Here is a 26,517-nt window from a genome sequence, read left to right on the forward strand (position 1 = left end):
TTTCTGTCGTGAACCGCATTCATGGATCCGAAGAAGCCCGCCGATGTCGCCCCCGCCGCCGCGGACAGCGAAGACTCGCTGCTGCGGGCGCTGATCGACGCGATTCCCGATCTGGTCTTCGTCAAGGACGAAGGCGGCCGTTACCTCGCCTGCAACCGTGCCTTCGAGGCATACGCGGGCCGTAGCGAGGCCGAGCTTATCGGCATGTCCGACGAGGAGCTCTTCGACGCAGCTTCGGCCTCGGCCTATGTGGAACACGACCGCAAGGTGCTCGACGGCGGAAGGGCCAGGCGCAATGAGGAGTGGATTACCTACCCGGATGGCCGCCGGGTGCTGCTCGACACCCTGAAGACCTTGTTCCGCGACGGCAGGTCCGGGCAACGCGGCCTCATCGGCATCAGCCGCGACGTGACCGCGGCGCGGCAGGCGGAGGAAGCGCTGCGGCGTAGCCAGGAAAACCTGGAGCGTGCCCAGTCGGTGGCGAGCACCGGCAGCTGGTACATCGACCTCCAGAACGGCGTGCTCGAGTGGTCGACCGAGACCTACCGCATCTTCGGCATTCCGCCGGGGCGGCAGGTGACCTACGCCGGCTTCCTCGATGCCATCCACCCGGACGACCGCGACATGGTGGACGCTGCCTGGCGGCAGGCCGTCGCGGGGGGCGAGTACGACGTGGTGCACCGCCTGGTGGTGGAAGGCCGGACCTACTGGGTGCGCGAACGCGCCGAGTTCCGCCGCGACGCCGATGGCAGGCTGCTTGCCGGCGTCGGCACCGTGCAGGACATCACCGAGCACAAGCTGGCGGTGGAGAGCGTGCGCCAGGCGGCGACGGTGTTCGAGAACACTGGCGAGGGGGTGATGATCGCCGACGCCGACAACCGCATCATCGCGGTCAATCGCGCCTTCACCGTGATCACCGGTTACGCGCCGGAAGAGGTGATCGGCCAGACGCCGCGCCTGCTGCAGTCCGGTCGCCATGGCGATGCCTATTACGAGGCGATGTGGCGCGGCGTACACGAGGCTGGCCACTGGCAGGGCGAGATATGGAACCGGCGCAAGAACGGCGAACTGTTCCCGGAACTGCTGACGCTGTCGGTGGTGCGCGATCACAACGGCCGCGTCACCAATTACGTCGGGGTTTTCTCCGACATCAGCCGCATGAAGGAAACCGAGGCGCGGCTGCAGCACCTGGCCCACTACGACGCGCTCACCGACCTGCCCAATCGGGTGCTGCTTAATCTGCGGCTGGCCCACGGTGTCGAGCGGGTGCATCGCAGCGGCGAACTGCTGGCGGTGCTTTTCCTCGACATCGACCGCTTCAAGAACGTCAACGATAGCCTCGGCCATCCGGTTGGCGACGAGTTGCTGATCGAGATCGCCCGCCGCCTGCGGGCACGCATCCGGGCCGAGGACACGCTGGCGCGGCTGGGCGGCGACGAATTCGTCATCCTGCTCGACCGTGTGCGCCGCGCCAGCGACGTAGCGGACTTCGCCCAAGAGATCATCGACCTGCTCAACCAGTCCTTCCAGCTCGCCAACGGGCAGGAGGTCTTCGTCGGCGCCAGCATAGGCATCAGCCTCTACCCGCTCGATACCGAGGATGCCACCCAACTGATCAGCAATGCCGATGCCGCGCTCTACCAGGCCAAGGAGGCCGGCCGCAACGTCTATCGTTTCTATACGGCCGACCTCACCCGCGCCGCGCACGAGCGCCTGGCGCTGGAGGTGGCCCTGCGGCGCGCACTCGAACGCAAGGAGTTCGTCCTCCACTATCAGCCGGTGGTGGCGGCGGAGAGCGGCGAGATCATCGGCGCCGAGGCGCTGGTGCGCTGGAGCCACCCCACCGAAGGCATGATCGCACCGCTGCGCTTCATCCCGCTGGCCGAGGAAACAGGGCTGATCGTGCCCTTGGGCGAATGGGTGCTCGAGAGCGCCTGCCGACAGGGCAGGGCGTGGCTGGACCAGGGCCTGGAACTGTCGATCGCGGTGAACCTGTCGACCCGGCAGTTCCGCTCGGCCGACCTGCCCGGCACCGTGCGCGACATCCTGGCCCGCACCGGTTTTCCGGCGGCGATGCTGGATCTGGAAATCACCGAGAGCACCGTCATGGAAGATGCCGACCGCGCGATCGACGTCCTTGCCGCACTCAAGCGCCTGGGGGTGAAGCTGTCGGTGGACGATTTCGGCACCGGCTATTCCTCGCTCGCCTATCTCAAGCGTTTCGAGGTGGATGCGCTCAAGATCGACCGCTCCTTCGTGCGTGACATCGTCGACGACGAGAACGATCGCATGATCGTCGCTACCGTGGTCGCAATGGCGCATCAGATGCGCCTCGGCGTGATTGCCGAGGGCGTGGAGTCGGCAGAGCAGCTTGCCTTCCTCAGCAGCCTCGGCTGCGAGGCCTATCAGGGCTACCTGGTCGGGCGGCCGATGGCGGCCGAGGACTTCGTCGTGGCGTTGATCCGGAGCGGGCAAGACTCCTGAGGGCGCGGCCTTGCCCGTGTCCGGATGTGGGAAGGTGGCGACGTGCGGCTATTAATATTTGCACAAATTAAATTTACAAAATAATATGCACGCCCAAGCCAGCGCACTTGCGCTGGTCCCGCCTGAATGGATGGTGCCCGATCGTGGCGCCATCGCTCGCTGACGCGCTCCGACACGCCCGAAACCGCCGACCCGGCGCTTTCTCCCGCTGCGTGCGAGCCGACGAGGAGGAAGCATGACGATCCAATCCCGTTCCAACCGCCGCTGGCCCATCCAGCTTGCCGATGCGGCACCGGTACCCACCTTCAAGGTCTATACCCAGCGCGACCTCGACCGCATCGACGCGCTCGACCGCCTGCCGGAAGAGATGCGCTTCGACATGCGTGTGGTCTCATCCGTCCTGCCCTTCCGGGTGAACCAGTACGTGATCGACGAACTCATCGACTGGTCGGACGTGCCGCGCGACCCGATCTTCCAGCTCACCTTCCCGCAACGCGGCATGCTCACCGAGGCCCATTTCGACCGCATCGCCAGGCTGCTGCGCCGCGGCGCCGACAAGGCCGAAATCGAGACCGCCGCCCAGGCGATCCGGCAGGAGCTCAATCCCCACCCGGCAGACCAGCTGGAAATGAACATGCCGCGCGACGCCGCCGGCAACCGGCTCGACGGCATCCAGCACAAGTACCGCGAAACCGTGCTGTTCTTCCCCAGCCAGGGTCAGACCTGCCACAGCTACTGCAGCTTCTGCTTCCGCTGGGCCCAGTTCGTGGGCGACAAGGCCTTGCGCATCGCCGCCTCGGAAGCGCGCATGCTGCACGGCTACCTGCGCCACCAGCCGCAGGTCACCGATCTGCTGTTCACCGGCGGCGATCCGATGGTGATGAAGACCAAGCACCTGCAGGCCTATCTCGAACCGCTGCTGGCGCCGGAGTTCGACCACATCCAGACCATACGCATCGGCACCAAGGCGCTCAGCTTCTGGCCGCAGCGCTTCCTGCACGACGCCGACGCCGACGATCTCGTCCGCCTGCTCGAGCGGATGGTGAAGGCCGGCAAGCATGTGGCGCTGATGGCGCACTACAACCACTGGCGCGAACTCGAGACCGATGCCGCGCGCGCCGCCATCGCCCGCATCCGCGACACCGGTGCGGTGATACGCGGGCAGGGCCCGCTGATCCGCCACATCAACGATGACGCCGGCGTGTGGGCACGGTTGTGGCAGACCCAGGTGAGCCTGGGCATCAGTCCCTACTACATGTTCGTCGAGCGCGACACCGGTGCCCGCCATCACTTCGAGGTACCGCTGGTGCGGGCGTGGGAAATCTACCGCGATGCGATGCAGCAGGTGTCCGGGCTGGCGCGTACCGCGCGTGGCCCCAGCATGTCGGCCAGCCCGGGCAAGATCGAGATCCAGGGCGTGACCGAGGTGGCGGGAGAGCAGGTGTTCGCGCTGCGCTTCATCCAGGGCCGCAACCCCGACTGGGTGCAGCGTCCCTTCTTCGCCCGCTACGACGAGCAGGCCACCTGGCTGCATCACCTGCGCCCGGCTTTCGGTGAAGCGACCTGGTTCTGGGAGGAAGAGTACGCTGCCATGCGCGACGACAGCCTCGCCGCCGCCTGAGCCGCTACGCCGCCGCCGGCGTGGACCATAATGCAGCGAAGCGGACGAGCGGCGGAGAGTTGCGATGCGTTTCGACAAGGGCAGGGAAAGCGACAACGTCGAGGACAGGCGGGGCCAGGGCGGCGGCGGTATGCGGCTCGGTGGCGGCAAGCTCGGCATCGGTACCATCATCGTCGCCCTGATTGCGATCTATTTCGGCGTCGATCCTGCACTCGTCCTGCAGACCGCCAGTGTGGCGCCGCCCCCGGCAAGGGTGGAGCGGTCGGCACCGGCCCCCGAAGACGAGCTCGGCCGTTTCGTGTCGCTGGTGCTGGCCGACACCGAAGACACCTGGGGGCCGATCTTCCGTGCGGCCGGACGCCAGTACGAGGAACCCAGGCTGGTGCTGTTCAGCGGTGCTACCGGAACCGCCTGCGGCACCGGGCAGGCGGCGATGGGGCCGTTCTACTGCCCGGCCGACCGCAAGGTGTATATCGATCTGTCTTTCTACGATGAACTGCGCCGGCGCTTCCGGGCGCCCGGCGATTTCGCCCAGGCTTACGTGATCGCACACGAAATCGGCCATCACGTGCAGAACCTGCTCGGCATTTCCGACAAGGTACAGAGCGCCCGCGGCAGGCTGTCGGAGCGCGAGGGCAACGCGTTGTCGGTCCGGCTGGAACTGCAGGCCGACTGCTTCGCCGGTGTTTGGGCGCACCACGCCGATCGGGCGCGGCAGATCCTCGAGACAGGTGACGTCGAGGAAGCCCTCACCGCGGCGGCGGCGATAGGCGACGACCGCCTGCAGAAGCAGGCGCAGGGCTATGTGGTGCCCGACAGCTTCACCCACGGCAGTGCGGTGCAGCGGGTGCGCTGGTTCCGCACCGGGTTGGCGCAGGGCTCGGTACGCGCCTGCGACACTTTTTCGGCCAACGCGCTGTAGGGCGCTCCGCTGGCCGGACGCCGGCGGCAGACAATGATGCGCGCGGCACAGGTGCCGCGCCGAAATGGCTGCGGCGGACTCAGCCGGCCAGGCGGGCGAAGGCCTCGACCACTTCCGGCGGGGCCTGCACCAACTCCACCAGCACACCTTCGCCGCCGATGGGGAATTCCTCGTTGCCCTTGGGGTGCAGGAAGGTGATGTCATAGCCGGCCGCGCCGCGGCGGATGCCGCCCGGCGCAAAGCGCACGCCCTGCGCGGTGAGCCATTCCACCGCCACCGGCAGGTCGTCCACCCACAGGCCGATGTGGTTGAGCGGGGTGGCGTGCACCGCCGGCTTCTTCTCCGGATCGAGCGGCTGCATCAGGTCCACCTCGACCTTGAACGGCCCCTTGCCCATCGCGCAGATGTCCTCGTCCACGTTCTCGCGCTCGGACACGAAGTTGCCGGTGACCTCCAGCCCCAGCATGTCCACCCAGAAGGTCTTGAGCTTGTCCTTGCTCGGACCGCCGATGGCGATCTGCTGGACGCCGAGGATCTTGAACGGGCGCTGCGACATGGGGAACTCCTGCTGAAATGGATTAAGAATTCATAATTATAGCGAAGTCGTTCCGAATCGAAAGCGCCTGCGCGCTGGCGGGCGCAGCGGGCTCACTCCCAGCTCACCTGCGCTGCGAACAGGTAGCCCGCACCGTACACCGTCTTGATCAGCTTGGGATTCTGCGGGTCGTCGTCGAGCTTGCGGCGCAGTCGCGAGATGCGCACGTCTATGCTGCGATCGAAGGGATCGACGTCGCGCTCGCCCAGCAATTGTTCGCGCGAGAAGATCTTGTTCGGGCGGCGCAGCAGCACCGCCAGCAGGCTGGCCTCGGCGGCCGACAGGCTCACCTCGCGGCCGTCTGGCGCGGTCATCGCATGGCGGCCGCTGTCGAAGATCCAGCCGGCGAAATGGGCGATGGTCTTCTCGCCGACGCTCTCCATCGGTGCCGAACGCTGGTAGCGGCGCAGGATGGAACGCACCCTGGCCACCAGCTCGCGCGGCTCGAACGGTTTGACAATGTAGTCGTCCGCGCCCAGCTCCAGCCCCAGCACCCGGTCGGTGACGTCGTTGCGCCCGGTCAGTATCAGCACCGCGCACGGACTGCCGTCCTGCAGTTCGCGCACCACCTGCATGCCGTCCATGTCGGGCAGGCCGAGATCGACGATGCACAGGTCCGGCGTCTGCTGGCGCGCGCGCGACAGCAGCTGCCGGCCGGTGGCCAGATGTTCGCAGCGAAAGCCGTACTCGGTCAGGCTGGCGCAGATCAGGCGGGCGATCTCGGGTTCATCCTCCAGCACGAAGATGGTCGACGGGCTTGCCTCGGGTCGGGTCGCGGTCATGTTGAGCCAGGCTCCTGGGCCGGATTGAGGTTCTGCAGCGCGGCGGCGAGCGCCGCCTGGTCGAAGGGCTTGCGCAGCACGGGAATGTCGGCCGCCGCCGGCGGCGCATCACTGCTCGCGCTGGCGTAGCCGGTGATCAGCAGGATGGGCAGGTCGGCACGCAGGCTGCGCGCGTGCATGGCCAGCTCGCGCCCGCCTATGCCGCCCGGCATCACGGTATCGCTGATCAGCAAGGCGATGTCCTCGATGTTTTCCAGCAGGGGAATCGCCTCGACGCCGCTCTCCGCCTCGATCACCGGATGGCCGAGGGCGGTGAGCTGCATGCGGATGACCTTGCGAACCTCGGGTTCGTCCTCCACCAGCAGCACCGGGCCGCTGCGCAGGCGCGGCGCCGGCGGCGGCGCGGCGGCTTCGGCCGAGGCGGGCGCTGCCGGCTGTGTCATGGGCAGCACGAAACGTACATTGGTGCCCTGGCCGGGTGTGGACAGGATGCGGATGTTGCCGCCCGACTGGCGCACGAAGCCATACACCATGGACAGCCCCAGGCCGCTGCCGCCGCCGAAGGGCTTGGTGGTGAAGAAGGGTTCGAACAGGCGCGGCACCAGCGCCGGATCGATGCCGGTGCCGGTGTCGGTGACGTCGATCTGCACATAGTGGCCGGGCGGCACCTCGACCAGGCGGGCGATGTTGGCATCGAGCAGGCGGTCGGATACCGCGATCGTCAGCTCGCCACCGTCCGGCATCGCGTCGCGCGCGTTGAGCGCCAGGTTGAGCAGCGCGTTCTCCAACTGGTGCGGATCGACCAGCGCATGCAGCGGCTCGCCCGGCAGCCGCAGCCGCACCTTGATGGTTTCCGACAGCGAGCGCACCAGCAGGTGCGACATGTTGTGCACCAGCGCGCCCACTTCCACGGTGCTCGGTTCCAGCGGCTGGCGGCGCGAGAAGGTGAGCAGGCGTTTGATCAGCTCGGCGCCGCGCTTCGACGCCTGCAGTGCCGGATCGACATACTCGGCGCCCGGCCCGCCGGCGAGCTGGGCCTGCAAGGCCGACAGGTTGCCGATGATGATGGTGAGCAGGTTGTTGAAGTCGTGCGCCAGTCCGCCGGTGAGCTGGCCCACCGCCTCCATTTTCTGCGCCTGCACCAGCGCGGCCTGGTGGGCCTTTTGCTCGGTGATGTCGATGGACAGCACGAAATAGCCCTGGAAGCCGCCCTCCACCGAGACGTCCGGCACCACCACGCTGCGCGCATGCACGGTCTGGCCCTGGGCGTTCTTGCGCGAATACTCGTAGCTGACGCGGTCGCCGTGGGTGGCGTTCTCCAGATGGGGGCAGATCGCCGCATAAGCCTCGGGGCCGAACACCTCGGCGATGCTGCGGCCGACGATGTCTTCCTTGCTGAGGCCGAACCAGTCGGCATAGGCGCGGTTGGCGAAGCGGTAGCGCTGGCCGGCGTCCACATGGGCGATCAATGCGGGGATGGAGTCGAGGATGAGGCGCAGGCGTTCCTCGCTCTTGGACAGGGCGCGGGCTATCCCGTCGATCTCGCCCTTGGCGTGGGCCAGCCGCGCATTGGCCTCCTCCAGCTCGGCGGTGCGCGCCCGCACGCGCTCTTCGAGCTGGGTGTTCTGTTCCTGGATCAGCGTTTCGTAGCGGCGCTGCTCGGTGATGTCGGTCCACAGCGAGACGAAGCCGAGATTGGGGATCGGCACGCCGCGTATCGCCAGGATCTTGCCGTTGGGGCGGGCGCGCTCGGCGTAGTGGGGCTGGAAGGCGCGCGCCGCCGCCATGCGCTCGTTCACCAGCTTGTCGAGATCGCCCTCGCCGTACTCGCCGCGCTCTGCGTTGAAGCGCACGAAGTCCTCGAACGGGGTGCCGACCCGCACCATCGATTCCGGGAAGTCGAGCAGGCGCAGCAGCGCCTTGTTCCAGGTGACGAGCTTGGGCGTGGCGTCGAACACCGCGATCGCCTGGTCGAGCAGGTCCAGCCCGGCCAGCAGCAGGTCGTAGCGGCGGCGCTGCTCGGGCGTGGGCGCAAGGTCGGCGAGTTTCGCCATGGTGCGGGTGTCTCCTCTCCGGCGATCGACGTGTGTGTCGTTATGGAGCCGATGGTTGCACATTCGGTGGTGTGCTGGAACCTTCCTCCTCCGAAGTTGACGTTCGCGTCAACTGACGGTCGCGCGCAGCATAGCCGATCGTCCGGGCGGCGTGGCGTTCCGTCCGCTGTTCAAGGGGCCGCCGGCGAAGCGAGTGGAGGCGGTTCGCGGCTGCCGAGCTGGGTGCGGAAGCGCTCGGGCGAGACCCCGGTCCAGGCCACGAAGGCGCGGTAGAAGGCGGAGGTGTCCGCATAGCCGAGATCGGCCGCCAGCTGCGCGATCGGCTGGCGGGTCTTGGTCAGGCGGGCGAGTGCGATGTCGCGCCGGGTGGCGTCCTTGATCGCGCGGAATCCCGAGCCTTCCTCCTCCAGGCGGCGCGCGAGCGTGCGCGGCGATTGGTGCAGGCGGGCGGCGATCTGGTCGAGCGACAGGTTGTGCGGCAGCGCGTCGCGCAGGATGTCGCGCACCCGGAACACCATCTCGCGGTCGCGCCGGTAGAGCATGGTGATCTTGCCCGGCGCGCCGTCGAGGAAGCTGGCGAGCGCGGCATCGTCGCGGCGCAGCGGCAGATCGAGCAGGTTGGCCTGGAAGCGCGCCACCAGCGCGTCGCCGCCGAAGGCCGAATGTTCCGTATAGACCAGCGCGTAGTCGTCGGCATGCGCCGGGCGGGCGTAGGGAAAGCGCACCGCGTCCAGCGCCAGGCTGCGGCCGACGAACCAGCAGGCCACCCCGTGCAGCAGGCGCAGCAGCCATTCGAAGGCGAACACCCGTGCCGGGTCGTCGGCGTCGGCGGCGAGCGCGCGGGTCTCGGTAATGCGCAGTTCGGCATGGCCGGCGCCGGGCTCGCGCACCACGGCCACCGCGAGATCGGGCAGCACGATGCGCAGGAAGCGCGCGGCGCGCCCCAATGCCTCTTCCAGCGTGGCGGCGCCTAGCATGCCGCGGCAGAGGAATTCGAAGCTGCCGGGGGGCATCTTCTGCGAAAACAGCGCAAAACCCTCGTCGTCGAGTTCATCCACGATCAGGTTGTAGAGCGCGGCATAGCGTTCGACCGGAATGCGGCTGGCGGAGTCTGCAAGGCTGACGCCGGCGGCGGCGAGCAGCGGGGCCGCATCCTGGCCACGACGCAGCAGTCCGGCGAGCATGCCGGTGACGAAACCCATCGCTACCGTCGCGCGATTGCGCGCCGTTGTGCGGGGTTGCCGGGAAGATGCAAGGGGCGGGGCGGCGGTGCTCACGGTGGCGGGAAAAGCACTCGAAGCGGAGGGAGAGTTTGGCGGATTTTGCACGATGGTCGTCGGCAAGGGCAATGGCAAAGCATCCGGCTGGCTTCTACCATTCGTGCAACGGGTTATTAGAACGGGGGAGACCGACCATGACCGACCTGAGCATCGCCAAGAAGCTTTCGCCCTACAAGCCGAAGAACAAGGTGCGCTTCGTCACCGCCGCCGCGCTGTTCGACGGCCACGACGCCTCGATCAACATCATGCGCCGCATCCTGCAATCGACCGGCGCCGAGGTCATCCACCTCGGCCACAACCGCTCGGTGGGCGAGATCGTCAAGGCGGCGCTGCAGGAAGACGTGCAGGGCATCGCCATCACCAGCTACCAGGGCGGCCACGTCGAATTCTTCAAGTACATGATCGACCTGCTGAAGGCCAACGGCGGCGAGAACATCAAGGTGTTCGGCGGCGGCGGCGGCGTGATCGTGCCGTCGGAAATCCGCGAACTGCACGCCTACGGCGTCACCCGCATCTACTCGCCGGAAGACGGCGCCACCATCGGCCTGCAGGGCATGATCAACGACGTGGTCGAGCGCTCCGACGTCGACCTCACCCATGTCGCGCCGAAGTCGGCCGACGAAATGCTCAAGCGGCTCGCCTCCGGCGACCGCCGCGCGCTGGCGCAGATCATCACCGCGCTGGAGAACGGCGCCTGCGGCGACGACATCAAGCAGGCGATCAAGGATGCCGCCGCCAAGTGCAAGACGCCGACGCTGGGCATCACCGGCACCGGCGGCGCCGGCAAGAGCTCCCTCACCGACGAGCTGGTGCGCCGCTTCCGCCTCGATCAGGAAGACCGCCTCAAGATCGCCATCGTCTCCATCGACCCCTCGCGCAAGCGCACCGGCGGCGCGCTGCTGGGCGACCGCATCCGCATGAACGCGATCGAGCACGAGCACATCTTCATGCGCTCGCTCGCCACCCGCGACACCGGCTCCGAGGTCTCGGCCGCGCTGCCCGAGGTCATCGCCGCCTGCAAGCTGTCCGGCTTCGACCTGGTGATCGTCGAGACCTCCGGCATCGGCCAGGGCGACGCCGCGATCGTGCCCTTCGTCGATCTGTCGCTGTACGTGATGACGCCGGAATTCGGCGCGGCCAGCCAGCTCGAGAAGATCGACATGCTGGACTTCGCCGATTTCGTCGCGATCAACAAGTTCGACCGCAAGGGCGCGGAAGACGCGCTGCGCGACGTGCGCAAGCAGTACCAGCGCAACCGCGAGCTGTTCACCCAGCCCACCGACGAGATGCCGGTGTTCGGCACCATGGCGGCGCGCTTCAACGACGACGGCGTCACCGCGCTCTACCAGGCGATCTTCCCCAAGCTGGTGGAAAAGGGCCTGAAGGCTAAGGCTGCCAAGCTGCCCATCGTCACCGTCAAGGCATCGAGCAAGGGCCGCGCCATCGTCCCGGCCGAGCGCATCCGCTACCTCGCGGAAATCGCCGACACCGTGCGCGACTACCACAAGCACGTGCTGCAGCAGGCGCGCGTCGCCCGTGAGCGCCAGTCGCTGAAGACCGCCAAGGCGCTGTTCGAGCAGTGCGGCAAGGACATCGGCTCCTTCGACGAGCTGATCAACTGGAAGGACGGCGAACTCACCCCGGTGGCGAAGAAGCTGCTGGAGCAGTGGCCGACCGAAAAGGCGCTGTACGCGGCCGACGAATACGTGGTGAAGATCCGCGACAAGGAGATCCGCACCAAGCTCACCTACGAATCGCTGTCCGGCAGCAAGATCCGCAAGGTGGCGCTGCCCAACTTCGACGACGACGGCGAGACGCTGAAATTCCTGATGAAGGAGAACGTCCCCGGCTCCTTCCCCTACACCGCCGGCGTGTTCGCCTTCAAGCGCGAGGGCGAGGACCCCACGCGGATGTTCGCGGGCGAGGGCGATGCCTTCCGCACCAACCGCCGCTTCAAGAAGGTGTCCGAAGGCATGCCGGCGCATCGCCTCAGTACCGCCTTCGACTCGGTCACGCTCTACGGCTGCGACCCCGACCTGCGCCCGGACATCTACGGCAAGATCGGTAACTCCGGCGTCAGCATCGCCACACTGGACGACATGAAGGTGCTGTACGACGGCTTCGACCTGTGCGCGCCGAGCACCTCGGTGTCGATGACGATCAACGGCCCGGCGCCCATCATCCTGGCCTTCTTCTTCAACACCGCGATCGAGCAGCAGCTCGCGAAGTTCAAGGCCGACAACGGCCGCGAACCGACCAGCGACGAGTACGCCAAGATCCGCGCATGGACGCTGTCTTCCGTGCGCGGCACGGTGCAGGCCGACATCCTCAAGGAAGACCAGGGCCAGAACACCTGCATCTTCAGCACCGAGTTCGCGCTGAAGATGATGGGCGACATCCAGGAGTTCTTCGTGCACAACAAGGTGCAGAACTTCTACTCGGTGTCGATCTCCGGCTATCACATCGCCGAAGCCGGCGCCAACCCGATCAGCCAGCTCGCCTTCACGCTCGCCAACGGCTTCACCTATGTGGAGTCCTACCTGGCGCGCGGCATGCACATCGACGATTTCGCGCCCAACCTCAGCTTCTTCTTCAGCAACGGCATGGACCCGGAATACACCGTGATCGGCCGCGTCGCGCGCCGCATCTGGGCGGTGGCGATGAAGAACAAGTACGGCGCCAACGAGCGCAGCCAGAAGCTGAAATACCACGTGCAGACCTCCGGCCGTTCGCTGCACGCGCAGGAGATGGATTTCAACGACATCCGCACCACGCTGCAGGCGCTGATCGCGATCTACGACAACTGCAACAGCCTGCACACCAACGCCTACGACGAGGCGATCACCACCCCGACGGAAGAGTCGGTGCGCCGGGCGATGGCGATCCAGCTCATCATCAACCGCGAGTGGGGCCTGGCCAAGAACGAGAACCCCAACCAGGGCAGCTTCATCGTCGAGGAACTCACCGATCTCGTCGAAGAAGCGGTGCTGAAGGAGTTCGAGGCCATCGCCAGCCGCGGCGGCGTGCTCGGCGCGATGGAGACCGGCTATCAGCGCGGCAAGATCCAGGAAGAGTCGCTGTATTACGAGCACAAGAAGCACGACGGCTCCTACCCCATCATCGGCGTGAACACCTTCCTCAACCCCAAGGGCCAGGCCCAGCAGGAGATCGAGCTGGCGCGTTCCACCGACGAGGAGAAGCAAAGCCAGCTCGCCCGCCTGAAGGACTTCCATGGCCGCAACAAGGCCGAAGCGGCGAAGTGGCAGGCGAAGCTGCAGCAGACGGTGATCGAGAACGGCAACGTGTTCGAGGTGCTGGTCGATGCGGTGCGCTACTGCTCGCTCGGCCAGATCACCGAGGCGCTGTACAAGGTGGGCGGCCAGTACCGGCGCAGCATGTAAGCACGCCCAACCCCGACAGAGAGAAACGGCGCTTCGGCGCCGTTTCTTTTACCTGCGGTCGGGCTTGCCTAATTTTTGTGCAGCGCGGAAAAGTCCTTGCCGCTCAAGCACCTTGCGTGCCGCCCCACATCTTGTCCACAGCTTCGCCCACGGCGGCCGGGGATAAACCCGGTTTTCCCCACAGGCCGCGGCTCCTGAGGGCGTGTGGGGAGCGGAAATCCCGTCGACGAGGGCGGCAGCGCACCGCGATGCCGGTCCTGCCTCATTTTTGTGCAATCGCAAAAAACGCTGCCGGCTCAAGCCTCTTTGGCGCCGCCCCACATCTTGTCCACAGCTTCACCCACGCCGGGCGGGGATAAATCGGCCTTTGTTCACAAGCCGCCGGCTGTGAGCTTTTCCGGATCGAGCAACTGCTCCAGTTCGGCACGGCCCAGCGAGGTGTGCTCGGCGGCGACGTCGATGATCGGTCGCCCTTCGCGGTAGGCCTGCTTGGCGATTTCGGCGGCCTTGGCATAGCCGATGATGGGATTGAGCGCGGTCACCAGGATGGGGTTGCGCGCCAGCGCCTCCTGCAGGCGGGTGTCGTGCACCTTGAAGGTGGCAATCGCGCGGTCGGCAAGCAGGCGGCTGACGCTAGCCAGCAGTTGCAAGCTGTCGAGCAGCCGGTGCGCGATCAGCGGCAGCATGACGTTGAGCTCGAAATTGCCCGATTGGCCGGCGACGGTGATGGTGGTGTCGTTGCCGATCACCTGGGCCGCGACCATGCAGGTCGCCTCCGGGATCACCGGATTGACCTTGCCCGGCATGATGGACGAGCCTGGCTGCAAGGCTTCGAGTTCGATCTCGCCCAGCCCGGCGAGCGGTCCGGAATTCATCCAGCGCAGGTCGTTGGCGATCTTCATCAGCGATACGGCGGTGGTCTTCAACTGGCCGGACAGCGCCACTGCCACGTCCTGCGAACCCATCAGCGCGAAGTAGTCGGTGCCGGGCGTGAAGCTGAGGCCGCCGAGCCGGCTGATCTCGGCGCAGAAGCGGCTGGCGAAGTGCGGATGGGCGTTGATCCCGGTGCCGACCGCGGTGCCGCCCTGGGCGAGGCTCTGCAGGGCGGGCTGCAGCGCGCGCAGGTGTTCGATGTTGGCGTCGATCTGCTGGGCCCAGCCGTTGAGCACCTGGCTCATGCGCACCGGCATCGCGTCCATCAGGTGGGTGCGGCCGGTCTTGACGTGGTGGTGCACCTCCTTGGCCTTGTCGCGGATGACATGGGCCAGGTAGCGCAGTGCCGGCAGCAATTCGCCGGCGAGGCCGAGCGCAGCGGAGACGTGGATCGCGCTGGGGATGGTGTCATTGCTGCTCTGGCCGCAATTGACGTGGTCGTTGGCGCTGACCGGCTCGCCCAGGATGCGCCCGGCGAGCGTGGCGACCACCTCGTTGGCGTTCATGTTGGAGCTGGTGCCGGAACCGGTCTGGAACACATCGACCGGGAAGTGCTGCATGAATTCGCCGGCAAGCAGTTGTTCGCAGGCGGCGGCGATGGCATCGCCCTGAGCCGGGGTGATCTGCCCGAGCGCTGCGTTGGCGCGCGCTGCGGCGAGTTTGATGAGCAGCAGGGCTCGGATGAAGGCCGGCGGCATGCGCTGGTCGCTGATCGGGAAGTTGAGCACGGCGCGTTGGGTCTGCGCGCCGTAGAGGGCAGCCAGCGGGACGGCGAGTTCGCCCATGCTGTCACGTTCGATGCGGGTGTTGTCCATGGGGGCTCCTTGGCGGCTGACGTGCGTGTTGGAGCCCCGCGAGGCGGGAATGTTCGACTGCCGGCCCGAAAAGAAAAACGCCGTCCAGCACGGGCTGGACGGCGTTTCGCGTAATGCGGCGGCAGGCGCTCAGGCCTGCTTGCGGCGCCGGTTCAGGCCGAGACCAAGCAGACCCACGGCGAGCAGGGCGGCCATGCCGGGCTCGGGCACCGAGGCCGGGTCGTCGGGGATGCCGTCACGCAGCCGGAACCACCGCGGATCATCCTGCGAGGCGCCGCTCGCCGGGCCGAAGAACAGGGCGACTTCGCCGTCGTTCACCGTGCTCAGCCCGTCGCCGAAGCCGGCGCTGGCACTGGAGGCATCGGTGATGGTGTCGTAGAAGAAGCCGATCTGGCCTTCGCTGCTATCGAAGCCGTACTGGTCGGAGCGGATCACCAACTGGAAGGTGCTGCGCACCGAATAGTTTTGGCTGTAGTGCCCCATTTGAGACCAGGTAACGACGATCTGGCCCGCCAGGTCAGTGTTCACGTAGACGTTGGAGAGTGCGTCCGAACGGCTGTCGAGGTCGGTGAAGAGTCCGGCGATCATCGGGGCCAGCGTCTGAGCGTCAAGTGCCGCAGGTGTAAACCCGTTTTGGCCGGAGCCGAAGGTGACGTAACCGTTGGAGCCGACGTAAAGGCTGTTGTAGGTCGAACCGAAGAAGTTGATGCTCTGGCCGGAACCGAGACTGACGGGCGAGCTGTAGCAATCGTCGCAATCGCTGATGTTGGCGATCTGGTTGCCGTAGTCGGCGGTATAGAGCGCGGCTGATGCCGGTGCGGCAAGAGTGAGGCAGGCAAGGCCGGTAAAAAGGCCGGGGAGAAGTCTAAAATATTTCATGTTATTCAATTTATGTATAAATCAGGTTTTCCGATTTAAGCAGCATGCATGCCAACTTAACTAAGTTACTGTTTTTACTAAACTAGTTAATTTTTCGACGTTGGTTTTTGCCGAAAGTGTAAGAATTCCCGACGGCATTTTCTGCTATGCCTTGCGCTTAGGCGCCCATGATAGTTGCGTGACCAGACCTGCCGCTGTGCGGTGGATCACGCGGGCTGCAGACAATGCACGCTGTATCGTTCGCCGTCGTCGCACCAGACGCGGCGGGTGCGCAAGCCGGCGCGGGCGGCCAGCGCGCCGAATTCGTCCAGGCTGTACTTGTAGGCGTTCTCGGTGTGGATGCCGTCGCCTGCCCCGAAGACGAAACCTTCGTCGCCAATACGGACTTGCTGCCTGTCGGTGGCGAGCAGGTGCATCTCGATGCGCCCGGCTTCCGCGTTGTAGAAGGCGTGGTGGCGGAAACCGGCTGGGTCGACCTGGGCATCGAGCTCGGCACGCATGCGGTGCAGCAGATTGAGGTTGAATGCCGCGGTGACGCCGGCGGCGTCGTTGTAGGCGGCGTGGAGCTCGGCGTGGGCCTTCTTGAGATCCACCCCGATCAGGAGATTGCCGTGGGGGCCGAGCAGATCGGCGATCCCGCGCAGCAGGCGGCAGGCCTGTTGCGGTTCGAAGTTGCCGATGCTGGAGCCGGGAAAGAAGGCGGCGCGGCGGTGGCCGTCCAGCGTGGCGGGCAGCGGGAAGGGGCAGGTGTAATCGACACACAGCGCATGCACCTGCAGCCGGGCGTGATCGGCCGCGATCGCGGCCGCAGCGCGGCGCAGGTGCGTGGCCGAGATGTCCAGCGGCAGGTAGGCGTGGGGGCGCAGCGCATCGAGCAGCAGGCGCACCTTGACGTCGCTGCCGCTGCCGAATTCCAGCAGCACGGTGTCGCGGCCGAGCAGGGTGGCCATCTCGTCGCCGTAGCGGCGCAGCAGACCGATTTCGGTGCGGGTGAGGTAGTACTCCGGCAGCGCAGTGATTGCATCGAACAGTGTCGAGCCGCGCGCATCGTAGAAATACTTGGGCGACAGGCTGCGCGGCTGGCTGCGCAGGCCGGCGATCACCGCCGCACGAAAGTCGTCCGGCGGCGGTTGCAGGTCGTGGAAATGGAAGTTCGATGGCGGCGCCGCGGCCCGGTTCACGGCGCGTCCTCGGCCAGCCGGAAACCCTGGAACTGCCAGCGTTCGTGCGGGTAGAAGAAGTTGCGGTAGGTCGGCCGCAGGTGGTCGGCGGGCGTGACGCAGGAGCCGCCGCGCAGCACCATCTGGTTGCACATGAACTTGCCGTTGTATTCGCCCAGCGCACCCTCGGCCGCGCGGTAGCCGGGGTAGGGGAGGTAGGCGGACGCGGTGTGCTCCCAGACGTCGCCGTAGAGCTGGGTGAGGCCGGCGTCGGCGGGCGCGACCACCGGCTTGAGGAAACCGGTCTCGCGCAGGTTGCCGACGAGATCCTGTGCCGCCGCCGCCACTTCCCATTCGGCCTCGGTCGGCAGCCGGCGGCCGGTCCAGGCGGCGTAGGCCGCGGCTTCGAAGAAGCTCACGTGGCACACTGGTTCGTCGGGATCGAGCGGCGCCATGCCGCCGAGGGTGAAGTGCCACCACTCGCCGCCGATGCGTTCCCAGTACAGCGGCGCGTTCCAGCCCGCCTGGCGGACCCGGGCCCAGCCCTCGGACAGCCACAGCGCCGGGTTGGCATAGCCGCCGGATTCGATGAAGGCGAGGAATTCGCCGTTGGTCACCAGCCGCGAGGCGAGCCGGAAAGGTTCGAGATAGACGCGATGGCGCGGGCCCTCGTTGTCGTAGGCGAAGCCTTCGTCGAGGCTGGCGTGGCCGATCTGGTACACGCCGCCGTCGAAATCCGTCCACGCCATCGCTGGCCGCGGCTGTGACGGCGAGGGCGGCAGATCCTGGCGATAGGCCGGGCGCAGCGGATTGGCGGCGAAGTTGCGCTTGATGTCGGTGAGCAGCAGTTCCTGGTGCTGCTGCTCGTGATTGAGGCCGATCTCGAGTCGCTGCAGGATCTCGGGCCAGGGCAGGTCGGCGCGCTCGGCGAGTAGTGCCAGCATGTGCTGGTCGACATGGGCGCGGTAGCGCTGGACCTCTTCCACCGTCGGTCGCGACAGGGTGCCGCGTGCCGGCCGCGGGAAGACTTCGCCGAGCTGTTCGTAGTAGGAATTGAAGAGCTGGCGATAGCGCGGATGGAACTCGGTGTAGCCGGGCAGGTATTCGGTGAGGATGAAGGTCTCGAAGAACCAGCTGACGTGGGCGAGGTGCCATTTCGCCGGGCTGGCCTCCTCGCAGGCCTGGATCACGTAGTCCTCGACCGCGAGCGGGGCGCACAGTGCAACGCTGGCCGCCCGCACGCGGCCGTAGCGTTCCGCCCAGGCGTGGCGGTCGTCGCCGTCGTCGCCGTCGTTGTTATCGTCGTCCCATCCGGGAGCGTGCTGCGGCCATCGCTTCATGTGACCTCCGCTGGAGCAGCCATGCGTTCAGCAAAGCAGACCGGCCGGGCGGCGTCAATCGTGGGTGCCCCCCGGCGGTATTGCCCGAAATTTGAGCGGCCTGGAAAATTATTTTGAAAACAATCCACTGCGACGTGTGCTCACAGCTTGTCCACAGGCTCGCCCACGCTTGCCGGGGATAAAGCCCGCGCGGCGATGCGGCTATCCGGCCGGCGTTTGACGGGCAGCCGGCCGTCGCGTGCGGCGGCAAGCGCGCAGTGCATCGCCGGGTAAAACTGGTCGGGATCGTAGGAAATCAGCACCAGATCGACGCCGGCCTGCAAGGCTTCCACCGCCGCTTTGCAGATACCGCTCCTATACACCGCGCCCATGTTGAGGTCGTCGGTGACCAGCAGGCCGTCGTAGCCCCATTGCCCGCGCAGCAGGCCCTGCACCACCGCCGGCGACAGCGAGGCCGGCCGTGTCGGGTCGAGCGCCGGCAGGACGACGTGGCCAAGCATGATGGCTGCACTGCTGGCGGCGGCTTCGCGAAAGGGGTGCCAGTCGCGTGCAGCGAGTTCGGCCGCCGGGGTGTCGAGACGGGCGCGGAAGTGGTGGGTGTCGGCGTCGACGCCGGCGAGACCGGGAAAGTGCTTGAGCGTGGCCAGTACCCCGGCGCTTGCCAGGCCCTCGCCATAGGCGCGGGCGACGCGGGTGACCAGCGCCGGGTCGGCGGCGATGGCGCGTCGGCCGATGCGGGTGTGGGTGTCGAGCAGGGGGCCGCCGCCGGCCGGGCGCAGGTCGACCACCGGGCCGAAGTTGAGCGTCACCCCCAGCATCGCCAGGCCTGTCCCCTGGCGGAGGCCGTAGGCACGGGCGCGCGCCTCCAGCGTGGCGTCGTCGCCGTCGAGCAGGGTGGCGAGCGCCGGCATCGGGTCGAGCGGCGGGCTCATGTGGGCGACGCTGCCGCCCTCCTGGTCGGCGGCGACGATCAGCGACGGCAGGCCGGCCTCGGCGCGGAGGCGCTGGAGGTAGTCGATTTCCGCGCGGATCGCCGCGACGCTGCGGCCGCGCACGTTGTGGCGGGCGAGATAGACGCCGCCGATGAGGCCGCGTTCGGCCAGTCGGGCCACTTCGTCGAGCCTGCGGTAGCCGACGATGAAGCGGGCGCCCAGCCAGCGCGCGTCGCCATCGGCCGTCAGCGCGGCGGCGAGGACGTCGATGCGCTGGTTGGCGAAGCGCATCGCTTCCCAGCCCGCCAGGGTGCAGCCGGCCAGCGCAAGGCCGAGCAGCAGCGTGCCCTCGCCGCGGCCGATGCGGCCGGCACGCAGCGCAAGCGCGCAGATGCCGGCGCCGGCCAGTCCGGCGATCACCAGCGTGGCGGTGATGTGGGCGCGCAGGGGCAGCAGGTAGGGCGAGCGCGGATCGCTCGCCATTGTCAGCAGCACCAGGACCGCGGCCCAGCGCAGCAGTGCCGGCAGCAGGCGGCGTGTTCTCGCCGCCAGGCTAAGGGGCGCCATCGCTTCAGGCCTCCGCGCGGACGTGGCCGAGGCGGTACCAGTCGATGCGGCGGGTGGCGAGCATGGTCGCACCGAGTGCGGCGAACAGCAGCAAGGCGCCCATCAGCAGCGCGTTGTCTTCCGACAGCAGCACGCCGTAGAGCACGCCGTACAGCGCGCCGATGCCGGCGCCGAAGGCTGCGCCGCGGCGCAGGCTGCCCAGGGCACCGGCTAGATAGGTGCCGATCAGCAGTACGCAGGCCGCTGCCGAAAGCGCATAGGCGGGGCCGAAGGCGACGTGCTCCGAGAGCGCGATCAACAACAGGAAGAACACCGCCAGCGCCAGCCCGACCAGCAGGTACTGCAGCGGATGGATGGGCAGGCGGCGCAGGACTTCGGTGAGGAAGAAGGCGGCGAAGGTCAGCACCACGAACAGCACGCCGTACTTCACCGCGCGTTCGGATTTCAGGTACACATTGACCGGCTCGATGAAGCTGACGGCCAGGGTTTCCGGCCGGACGGCGCGGTCCTCGTCGCTGGCCGCAAGCACGCGCTCGAAGTTGCGGGCGAGGTGGGAGATCTGCCATTGGGCTTCGAAACCGCGCCCGCTCACGCTGCGGGTGAGCGGCAGGAAGCGGCCCTGGAAGCTGGGGTGCGGCCAGGGCGAACGCAGCGTCACCGCGGTGGCCTCGCCGGCCGGCGCGATCGCCAGCCGCGCCGAGCCGGTGAGCGCGAGCGGAAAGTTGAAGTCGAAGCGGCCGGCGCGGTCGAGCGCGATTTCGCCGAGGTCGACATTGAGTCCCGGCCCGGCCAACGCACCGGCGTTGCCGGCGCTGAAGCGATAGTCGCGACCATTGATGCGTAGCGCCGGATCGTTGTCCACGCCGCGCGGGTCGGCGATGCCGACCACCAGGTAGGCACGCGCGTCGATCAGCTCACGTTCGGCGGCCAGGCCCAGCCGCTCGTCGATGACGAAGTGGCCGTCGAGCCGGGCGGCGAGGTGGTAGAGGCTGGCGCGGTAGAGGCCGCGCTGGCGTGTTTCCACGCTGGCGTCGCCGTCGATGGCGAGCCGCTGGGGCGGCAGCACCAGGGTGCGCTCGACGATCTCGCGGCGCAGCGTTTCCTTGCCGGTGGCGGCATCGCGCTCGCGCTGGGTGACGCGCTCTCGGTAGCGCACCGCCAGCACCGGGCCGACCAGCGTCTGCGGGCCGGCGGCGGTGTCGGCGATGTCCTGCACCACCGCATCCTGGCGTTCGCTGCGCGCGGCGATCTGCGCTTCGATCATCGCCAGCGGAATCAGCAGGATCAGCGACAACAAGGCAATGATGCCCAGCTTTGCCAACAACTTTCTTTGCATGACCTTCCCCTTTTGAAAATGACGGGAGGAAGTCTCGGCGGCGGCGGTGAAGGGCGGGTGAAGCCGGTGTGAAGCGGAACGGGCCTGCGTGAAGCCGGTGTGCGGATGTGTAAGCGCGGTCAGCGCGGCAGCAGGATGCGGGCGATGGCGCCACCGCCAGTCGCGTTGGCGAAGTCGGCCTCGCCACCGTGGACCCGCGCCACTTCGCGCACGAAGGCGAGACCGAGACCGGTGCTCTTGCGCCCGGTCGTCGGGCGCGGCAGCGAGTAGAAACGCTCGAAGAGCTGCGGCAGGGCGTAGTTCGGCGCACCGGGGCCGTGGTCGCGCACGGCGACGATGTGGCGATCGGCGTCGCTGCCGAGGTCGATGGCGATGCGCGCCCCCTTCGGCGAGAAGGCGATGGCGTTGTCGAGCAGGTTGGCGAGCGCCTGCTGCAGCAGGAAGAGGTCGCCGCGCACCCGACGTGCCGGCTCGCCGCCGATATCGACTTCCAGCCTTTGCGCCGCGAGTTGGCTGGCTCGGCTGGCGACGACCTCGTGCGCGAGTTCGCCCAGGCTGGTTTCCGCCACCGCGCCGGGGGCCTGCAGTTGTTCGACGCGGGCGAGTGCCAGCAGGCGGTCGATGATGAGCTGCATGCGCTCGGCCTGCTCGGCGATATGGCCGGCGAAGCGTTCGCGGTCGGCGGCCGAGGGCGCTTCCTGAAGCAGTTCGGCGGCGCCGCGCACCGCTGTGAGCGGGCTCTTGAGTTCGTGGGCCAGGCTTTGTACGTAGTGTTCGACATACTGCTTGCCGTCGAGGCGGGCGCGCATCTCGGCCAGCGCGCGGGCGAGCTCCGAGAGCTGGCCGCCGCCCCCGGTGGGTGCGACCGCCTTGTCGCCGCGGGCGACGGCGCGGGCGTAGTCGCGCAGACGATTGAGCGACCAGGTCAGCCACAGGGTGAACACCAGGCCGATCAGGGCCGAACTGCCGAGCAGCAGCATGCCGGCGCGTCGTACCCGGTCGCGCGCCTGGTCGGCGTAGGGCAGCAGCGAGGCGGCCGGCTTGGCGACGCTCAGCACGCCGACCAGGCGGCCGTCGTCCATCACCGGCGCGGCGACGTACATCACCGCGCTGGCCGGATCCTGCGGATCGTCGCGGGTGCTGCGCGCGCCGTATTCGCCACGCAGCACGCGGGCGACGTCGCGCCACTGGCTGTAGTCGGCGCCGACCGCGCTGCCTTCGGAATCGAACAAGACCTTGCCGCCGGCATCGGTGAGATAGACGCGCACGTCCAGCGTGGTCTTGGGCACGCCGTAGATCACCGCCTGCGGCGAACGCTCCCGCGCGCGCTGCACCGCGGCGGCGAAAGCGTCGTCCGCGAGACGGCCGTCGCGCAGGTGGTCGGCGGCGACTTCGGCGAGCAGGTGGGCGGTGTCGACCAGGGTTTCCTCGGTGGCCTGGCGCAGGCCGGGTTCGACTTCCCTGGCGAAAATGTTGAGCGCGAACCAGGCGGCCAGCCCGACGATCAGGAAATAGCCGATGAAGAAGCGGATCGCGATGTTCATGCGCGCCGCGTCAGCCGCCGGCGCGCAGGCTGTAGCCGAGGCCGCGGTGGGTCTCGATCGGGTCGTCGGTCTCGCTGACCGCGCGCAGCTTGGCGCGCAGGGTCTTGATGTGGGCGTCCACGGTGCGTTCGAGGCTGTCCTCGGCGTCGTGCCAGACCGCGGCCATCAGCTGGGCGCGGCTCTGCACCCGGCCAGGGCGTTCGAGCAGGGTGGCGAGCAGGCGGTATTCGTAGCGCGTCAGCGACAGCCACACGCCGTGGAAGGCGATGCGGGCGCCGTCGGCGTCGTGGCGGAACGGGCCGTCGCCGCCATCGCCGGCCGCGGTCGGTGTCAGGGCGGCCTGCGGCCGCGCGCGCCGCAGGATGGCGCGCACCCGCGAGGCCACTTCGCGCGGGCTGAAGGGCTTGGGCACGTAGTCGTCGGCGCCGAGTTCGAGGCCGACGATGCGGTCGACCTCGTCGCTGCGCGCGGTGAGGAAGATCACCGGCACGTCGGATTCGCGCCGCAGTGCGCGGCAGACGTCGAAGCCGCTGAGGTCGGGCAGGCCGACGTCGAGGATCACCAGCGCGTAGTCGGCGTTGCCGCGCAAGGCGGTCAGGGCGTCGCCGCCGAGGCTTACGCAGTCCGGCGCATAGCCTTCGGTGCGCAGGGCGTAGGCCAGCATGTCGGCGATCGCCGGTTCGTCGTCGACGATGAGGATGCGCCTGGACATCGCCGCCGTCGTGCCGCTCACAGCAGGAACAGCGTGGCCAGGCCGAGGAAGATGAAGAAGCCGCCGGAGTCGGTCAGCGCGGTGATCATCACCGAGCCGCCGATCGCCGGGTCGGCGCCGAGGCGCTGGCGCAGCATGGGAATGGCGACGCCGGCGGTGGCGGCGAGTAGCAGGTTGAGCGTCATCGCGGCAGTCATCACCACGCCGAGCGCACCGCTACCATACAGCCACCAGGCGAGTACGCCGAGCAGGCCGCCCCACACCAGGCCGTTGATCAGCGCGACGCTGATCTCCTTCTTCAGCAGGCGGTGCATGGCGCTCTGCTCGACCTGGCCCATGGCGATGGCGCGCACGATCATGGTGATGGTCTGGTTGCCGGAATTGCCGCCGATGCCGGCGACGATGGGCATCAGCGCGGCGAGCGCGACCAGCTTCTCGATCGAACCTTCGAAGGCGCCGATCACGCGCGAGGCGATGAAGGCGGTGACGAGGTTTACCGCCAGCCAGGACCAGCGGTTTTTCACCGAGTCCCACACCGAGGCGAAGATGTCTTCTTCTTCCTTCAGACCGGCGTGGCTGAGGATCTCGGCCTCGGATTCCTCGCGGATGAAGTCCACCACGTCGGCTACGGTGAGGCGGCCGACCAGCCGCTTTTCGCGGTCCACCACCGGGGCGGACACGAGGTCGTAGCGTTCGAAGGCCTGGGCCGCGTCGTCGGCGTCGTCTTCCGGTTCGAAGCTGATCACCACTTCCTGGCGCATGACCTCGGCGACCTCGAGCTCCGGGTCGTTGATCAGCAGGCATTCGAGCGACAGGATGCCCTTGAGGCGATCCTCGCGGTCGACCACGAAGAGCTTGTCGGTGTGGTCGGGCAGCTCGTCGAAACGGCGCAGGTAGCGCAGCACGACTTCGAGCGTGACGTCCTCGCGGACGGTCATCATGTCGAAGTCCATCAGCGCGCCGACCGAGTCCTCCGGGTAGGACATGGCCGCGCGCAGCTGTTCGCGGCCTTCGTGGTCGAGCGACTGGAAGACGTCCTGGATGACCTCGGGCGGCAGGTCGGGCGCGAGGTCGGCGAGCTCGTCGGCGTCCAGCGTTTCCGCCGCCGCCTTGAGCTCTTCCGGCGCCATCGTCTCGATCAGCGATTCGCGGACGGCATCGGAGACTTCGAGCAGGATCTCGCCGTCGCGCTCCGCCTTGACCAGGTCCCAGACGAAGAGGCGTTCTTCGAGCGGCAGCGCTTCGAGGATGAAGGCGATGTCGGCCGGGTGCAGCGAATCGAGCTTGGCGCGCAGGCCGGCCACGTGCTGCTTGTGCACCAGCGATTCCACCAGATCGTGGCGCGGCATGTCCTGGCGGTGCACGAGGTCTTCCACCAGCTTCTGGCGCGACAGCAGCTCCTGCACTTCGCGCAGGTGCTGCTGGACGTCGTCGGGGTGGAGTTCCTCTTCCGGGGTCATTGCGCGAAGGGCCGGTGGGGTGGGTGCGGGAGACGCGAATTCTACGGACTCGTCGCGTTGCACGCGACCCCGAAACGCTTGCTGCACGCGATTCCGGCCGGTTTTTCTCGCGTTTCGGCTCACCTTGCGCCAGGCGGTGGCCGCCGGGCAGGGGAAACGCCGGCGTTACACCCTCATTCGGGTACCTGGGCCCAGGCCATGCGGCTGCGGATACGCGCTGCATGGGCGGCGAGGCGCGGCCCGAAACTGCGTTCGTACTTGCGCGGATTGGGCAGCATCACCGCCAGTCTGGCCGCCTGGTCGGCGCCGAGACGGGCGGCCGGCACACCGTAATAGCGTTGTGCGGCGGCTTCGGCGCCGAAGATGCCGTCGCCCCATTCGACCACGTTCAGATACACCTCGAGGATGCGGCGCTTGCTCCACAGGCTTTCTATCATCACGGTGATCACTGCCTCCTGCGCCTTGCGCAGATAGCTGCGCGAGGGCGACAGGAAGAGATTCTTGGCGAGCTGCTGGCTGATCGTGGAGCCGCCGGACACGGTGCGCCCCTTGCGCTCGTTCTTTTCGAGCGCGCGCTGTATGCCTTCCCAGTCGAAACCTTCGTGATCGACGAAGCCGTCGTCCTCGGCAGCAACGACCGCGCGCTTGAGGTTGATCGAGATCTGCGCGTAGGGCACCCACTTGTGGCGCAACTGCGCGTCGGGCTTCTTCTCCTGCATCGCATCCAGGCGCAGGCGCATGAAACTGGTGCTGCCCGGGTTGAACTGGCTCCACCAGGCCACCTGGGCGAGCAGCCACAGCTGCCACACCAGCAGCAGGACGACCACGGCCAGCAGGCCGCGCCCTATCCAGCCCAGCAAGCGGGTCATCGGGCAGCGAGCTGGGCGCGCAGTTCGGCGAGCACCGGCGCCGTGTCGGGACGCACGCCGCGCCACAGCAGGAAGCTCTCGGCAGCCTGCTCGACCAGCATGCCGAGGCCGTCGGCCAGCCGGGCGGCGCCGTCGCTGCGAGCGGCGGCGAGGAAGGGCGTGTCGCCGCGGCCGTACATCATGTCGTAGGCCAGCGCGCCGTCGGCGTAGAGCCCGGCCGGCAGCGGCGGCGCTTCGTCGGCGAGGCTGGCGGCGGTGGCGTTGATGACGACGTCGAAGCGCCGACCGGCCAGCGCGGCAAAGCCGCAGGCGTCGAGCGCCACGTCGGGGTGCTGCTGGCGGAAGCCTTCTGCCAGCGCGATCGCCTTGGACTCGGTACGGTTGGCGATGGTGAGCGTCGCCGGCTGCTCGGCCAGCAGCGGCAGCAGCGCGCCGCGGGCGGCGCCGCCGGCACCGAGCAGCAGCACGCGCTGGCCGGCCAGCACGCTGCCGAGATTGACGGTGATGTCGCGCACCAGGCCGGCGCCGTCGGTGTTGTCGCCGAGGATGCCGTCGGCACCGAAGGCGAGGGTGTTCACCGCGCCGGCAGCGGCGGCGCGGGGCGTCAGGCGGTCGGCCAGAGCGTGGGCCTCGAGCTTGAAGGGCACGGTCACGTTCATGCCGCGGCCGCAGTCGGCACGAAAGGCGGCGACCGTTGCGGCAAAGCCGTCCAGCGGGCCGAGTATGGCTTCGTAGCTCAGTTCCTGGCCGGTCTGACGGGCGTAGGCGGCGTGGATCAGGGGCGACTTGCTGTGGGCGATCGGATTGCCGATGACGGCGTAGCGGTCCATG

The 26,517-nt window shown here is 67.7% G+C and carries 19 protein-coding genes; 4 read left to right on the forward strand and 15 right to left on the reverse strand.

Annotated elements, in window-relative coordinates; translation table 11 throughout:
• Positions 1–21 precede the first annotated feature (21 nt).
• The 3 genes from CJ010_RS04365 (at position 22) to CJ010_RS04375 (ending at position 5,027) form a co-directional block, all read left to right on the forward strand.
• The gene (locus CJ010_RS04365) at positions 22–2,484 is read left to right on the forward strand and encodes a bifunctional diguanylate cyclase/phosphodiesterase (protein ID WP_141016907.1); all 2,463 of its coding nucleotides are present in this window, start codon (positions 22–24) and stop codon (positions 2,482–2,484) included.
• Positions 2,485–2,719: 235 nt separating this feature from the next.
• The gene (locus CJ010_RS04370) at positions 2,720–4,105 is read left to right on the forward strand and encodes a KamA family radical SAM protein (RefSeq protein ID WP_205754894.1); all 1,386 of its coding nucleotides are present in this window, start codon (positions 2,720–2,722) and stop codon (positions 4,103–4,105) included.
• A gap of 64 nt (positions 4,106–4,169) precedes the next feature.
• A complete protein-coding gene (locus CJ010_RS04375; RefSeq protein ID WP_141016908.1) occupies positions 4,170–5,027 on the forward strand; it encodes a neutral zinc metallopeptidase in 858 nt (285 codons plus the stop codon).
• A gap of 79 nt (positions 5,028–5,106) precedes the next feature.
• Here CJ010_RS04375 and CJ010_RS04380 read toward each other — a convergent pair whose 3' ends face one another.
• From CJ010_RS04380 to CJ010_RS04395, 4 genes are all read right to left on the reverse strand, one after another.
• Positions 5,107–5,583: a VOC family protein gene (locus CJ010_RS04380; RefSeq protein ID WP_141016909.1), complete on the reverse strand. Its 477-nt coding sequence runs from the start codon at positions 5,581–5,583 to the stop codon at positions 5,107–5,109.
• A gap of 92 nt (positions 5,584–5,675) precedes the next feature.
• A complete protein-coding gene (locus CJ010_RS04385) occupies positions 5,676–6,404 on the reverse strand; it encodes a response regulator transcription factor (RefSeq protein ID WP_141016910.1) in 729 nt (242 codons plus the stop codon).
• Positions 6,401–8,458, reverse strand: a complete 2,058-nt coding sequence (locus tag CJ010_RS04390) for a PAS-domain containing protein (protein ID WP_141016911.1) — start codon at positions 8,456–8,458, stop codon at positions 6,401–6,403. Before CJ010_RS04390 ends, CJ010_RS04385 begins: the two co-directional genes overlap by 4 nt.
• A 170-nt stretch (positions 8,459–8,628) precedes the next feature.
• Positions 8,629–9,660, reverse strand: coding sequence for an AraC family transcriptional regulator (locus CJ010_RS04395; RefSeq protein ID WP_205754895.1), 1,032 nt, complete (start codon positions 9,658–9,660; stop codon positions 8,629–8,631).
• A 212-nt stretch (positions 9,661–9,872) separates the two neighbouring features.
• Here CJ010_RS04395 and icmF point away from each other — a divergent pair, with 212 nt between their 5' ends.
• Positions 9,873–13,139 carry a fused isobutyryl-CoA mutase/GTPase IcmF gene (gene icmF, locus CJ010_RS04400; RefSeq protein WP_141016913.1) on the forward strand — a complete coding sequence of 1,089 codons (3,267 nt, stop codon included), beginning with the start codon at positions 9,873–9,875 and terminating at the stop codon, positions 13,137–13,139.
• A gap of 371 nt (positions 13,140–13,510) precedes the next feature.
• Here the strand turns inward: icmF and CJ010_RS04405 are convergent, their stop codons facing one another.
• The 11 genes from CJ010_RS04405 to aroE form a co-directional block, all read right to left on the reverse strand.
• Positions 13,511–14,887 carry a lyase family protein gene (locus tag CJ010_RS04405; RefSeq protein WP_141016914.1) on the reverse strand — a complete coding sequence of 459 codons (1,377 nt, stop codon included), beginning with the start codon at positions 14,885–14,887 and terminating at the stop codon, positions 13,511–13,513.
• Positions 14,888–15,016: 129 nt separating this feature from the next.
• Positions 15,017–15,766 (reverse strand): PEP-CTERM sorting domain-containing protein, encoded by a 750-nt coding sequence (locus CJ010_RS04410; protein WP_240794589.1) that lies wholly within the window; start codon positions 15,764–15,766, stop codon positions 15,017–15,019.
• A 206-nt stretch (positions 15,767–15,972) separates the two neighbouring features.
• Complete coding sequence (egtD, locus tag CJ010_RS04415) at positions 15,973–16,947, reverse strand: L-histidine N(alpha)-methyltransferase (RefSeq protein ID WP_141016916.1); 975 nt, start codon at positions 16,945–16,947, stop codon at positions 15,973–15,975.
• On the reverse strand, positions 16,944–18,266 hold the full coding sequence (egtB, locus tag CJ010_RS04420; protein ID WP_141016917.1) for an ergothioneine biosynthesis protein EgtB: 1,323 nt from the start codon (positions 18,264–18,266) through the stop codon (positions 16,944–16,946). The genes egtD and egtB overlap by 4 nt, the downstream gene beginning before the upstream one ends.
• Before the next feature lie 140 nt (positions 18,267–18,406).
• Positions 18,407–19,765, reverse strand: coding sequence for a glycoside hydrolase family 3 N-terminal domain-containing protein (locus CJ010_RS04425; RefSeq protein ID WP_141016918.1), 1,359 nt, complete (start codon positions 19,763–19,765; stop codon positions 18,407–18,409).
• Positions 19,766–19,769: 4 nt separating this feature from the next.
• A complete protein-coding gene (gene creD, locus CJ010_RS04430; RefSeq protein ID WP_141016919.1) occupies positions 19,770–21,101 on the reverse strand; it encodes a cell envelope integrity protein CreD in 1,332 nt (443 codons plus the stop codon).
• A 119-nt stretch (positions 21,102–21,220) separates the two neighbouring features.
• Positions 21,221–22,645, reverse strand: a complete 1,425-nt coding sequence (gene creC / locus CJ010_RS04435) for a two-component system sensor histidine kinase CreC (protein WP_141016920.1) — start codon at positions 22,643–22,645, stop codon at positions 21,221–21,223.
• A 10-nt stretch (positions 22,646–22,655) separates the two neighbouring features.
• Positions 22,656–23,357, reverse strand: coding sequence for a two-component system response regulator CreB (gene creB / locus CJ010_RS04440; protein WP_141016921.1), 702 nt, complete (start codon positions 23,355–23,357; stop codon positions 22,656–22,658).
• A 17-nt stretch (positions 23,358–23,374) separates the two neighbouring features.
• Entirely contained in the window at positions 23,375–24,817 is a 1,443-nt protein-coding gene (mgtE, locus tag CJ010_RS04445) for a magnesium transporter (RefSeq protein WP_141016922.1), read from the reverse strand.
• Between the two features lie 173 nt (positions 24,818–24,990).
• Positions 24,991–25,686 (reverse strand): monofunctional biosynthetic peptidoglycan transglycosylase, encoded by a 696-nt coding sequence (gene mtgA, locus CJ010_RS04450; protein WP_141016923.1) that lies wholly within the window; start codon positions 25,684–25,686, stop codon positions 24,991–24,993.
• Complete coding sequence (gene aroE, locus CJ010_RS04455) at positions 25,683–26,516, reverse strand: shikimate dehydrogenase (RefSeq protein WP_141016924.1); 834 nt, start codon at positions 26,514–26,516, stop codon at positions 25,683–25,685. Before aroE ends, mtgA begins: the two co-directional genes overlap by 4 nt.
• Position 26,517: the final 1 nt, after the last annotated feature.

The sequence above is a fragment of the Azoarcus sp. DD4 genome, from assembly GCF_006496635.1.
GTDB lineage: Bacteria > Pseudomonadota > Gammaproteobacteria > Burkholderiales > Rhodocyclaceae > Azoarcus.

Coding starts and splice junctions, on each gene's coding strand:
- CJ010_RS04365 (WP_141016907.1), top strand. CDS start 22: ATGGATCCGAAGAAGCCCGCCGATGTCGCCCCCGCCGCCGCGGACAGC.
- CJ010_RS04370 (WP_205754894.1), top strand. CDS start 2,720: ATGACGATCCAATCCCGTTCCAACCGCCGCTGGCCCATCCAGCTTGCC.
- CJ010_RS04375 (WP_141016908.1), top strand. CDS start 4,170: ATGCGTTTCGACAAGGGCAGGGAAAGCGACAACGTCGAGGACAGGCGG.
- CJ010_RS04380 (WP_141016909.1), bottom strand. CDS start 5,583: ATGTCGCAGCGCCCGTTCAAGATCCTCGGCGTCCAGCAGATCGCCATC.
- CJ010_RS04385 (WP_141016910.1), bottom strand. CDS start 6,404: ATGACCGCGACCCGACCCGAGGCAAGCCCGTCGACCATCTTCGTGCTG.
- CJ010_RS04390 (WP_141016911.1), bottom strand. CDS start 8,458: ATGGCGAAACTCGCCGACCTTGCGCCCACGCCCGAGCAGCGCCGCCGC.
- CJ010_RS04395 (WP_205754895.1), bottom strand. CDS start 9,660: ATGGGTTTCGTCACCGGCATGCTCGCCGGACTGCTGCGTCGTGGCCAG.
- icmF (WP_141016913.1), top strand. CDS start 9,873: ATGACCGACCTGAGCATCGCCAAGAAGCTTTCGCCCTACAAGCCGAAG.
- CJ010_RS04405 (WP_141016914.1), bottom strand. CDS start 14,887: ATGGACAACACCCGCATCGAACGTGACAGCATGGGCGAACTCGCCGTC.
- CJ010_RS04410 (WP_240794589.1), bottom strand. CDS start 15,766: ATGAAATATTTTAGACTTCTCCCCGGCCTTTTTACCGGCCTTGCCTGC.
- egtB (WP_141016917.1), bottom strand. CDS start 18,266: ATGAAGCGATGGCCGCAGCACGCTCCCGGATGGGACGACGATAACAAC.
- CJ010_RS04425 (WP_141016918.1), bottom strand. CDS start 19,765: ATGGCGCCCCTTAGCCTGGCGGCGAGAACACGCCGCCTGCTGCCGGCA.
- creD (WP_141016919.1), bottom strand. CDS start 21,101: ATGCAAAGAAAGTTGTTGGCAAAGCTGGGCATCATTGCCTTGTTGTCG.
- creC (WP_141016920.1), bottom strand. CDS start 22,645: ATGAACATCGCGATCCGCTTCTTCATCGGCTATTTCCTGATCGTCGGG.
- creB (WP_141016921.1), bottom strand. CDS start 23,357: ATGTCCAGGCGCATCCTCATCGTCGACGACGAACCGGCGATCGCCGAC.
- mgtE (WP_141016922.1), bottom strand. CDS start 24,817: ATGACCCCGGAAGAGGAACTCCACCCCGACGACGTCCAGCAGCACCTG.
- mtgA (WP_141016923.1), bottom strand. CDS start 25,686: ATGACCCGCTTGCTGGGCTGGATAGGGCGCGGCCTGCTGGCCGTGGTC.
- aroE (WP_141016924.1), bottom strand. CDS start 26,516: ATGGACCGCTACGCCGTCATCGGCAATCCGATCGCCCACAGCAAGTCG.